Origin of the sequence: Nonomuraea sp. B19D2 (assembly GCF_040137845.1) — a bacterium.
Lineage (GTDB): Bacteria > Actinomycetota > Actinomycetes > Streptosporangiales > Streptosporangiaceae > Nonomuraea.
Genome location: NZ_JBEFAK010000163.1, coordinates 1 through 560 on the forward strand (window position 1 = coordinate 1; position 560 = coordinate 560).

The 560-nt window shown below is 66.2% G+C and carries 2 protein-coding genes; both read right to left on the reverse strand.

Annotated features, from left to right (window positions below):
• On the reverse strand, window positions 1-254 hold a 254-nt coding region (locus tag ABN273_RS60230; RefSeq protein WP_502911369.1), incomplete at its 3' end, for a DUF742 domain-containing protein.
• Window positions 255-259: 5 nt separating this feature from the next.
• The coding region (locus tag ABN273_RS59295; RefSeq protein ID WP_349458611.1) for a roadblock/LC7 domain-containing protein at window positions 260-560 on the reverse strand (301 nt) is incomplete at its 5' end.

The following is a 560-nucleotide window of genomic DNA, read 5'->3' on the forward strand; positions in this document are numbered from 1 at the left end:
GTGATATGCGAGAACTCCCGGTGCTCGGCGGTCGCCGAGGACACCAGGGCCTCCATCGCCAGTTTGACCCGCGGCGCCGTCCGTCCACCTGTCACCGCGTACGGGCGGACGGGCGAGGCGGGGTCAGAGCTGGGGGGCGGCGGTGGCGGCTGCCAGCTAGGCGGTGGGGGCTGCCAGTTCCCACTGTTTTGGGAATCCCAGGCACCGCTGTTCTGGGAGTCCCAGCCCCCGCTGTTCCATCTGGGGTCTGTCACCTACATCACCTGGTCTGGCTGGCGCGCAGCTCCGCACGCACAGCCGGGGTAAGCACCTGACCGGCGCGATCAACCATCAGCGTCATCTGGTACGCCACCAACCCCATGTCACAATCCGGGGCCGCCAGCACCGCCAAACACGAACCATCACTGATCGACATGATCAGCATCAGCCCGCCCTGCATCTCCACGATCGTCTGATTGACCGCACCACCCTCGAACACCCTGGCCGCACCCTGCGTCAAGCTCACCAGACCCGACGCGATCGCAGCCAACTGATCAGCCCGATCAGCCGGAAAACCCGAC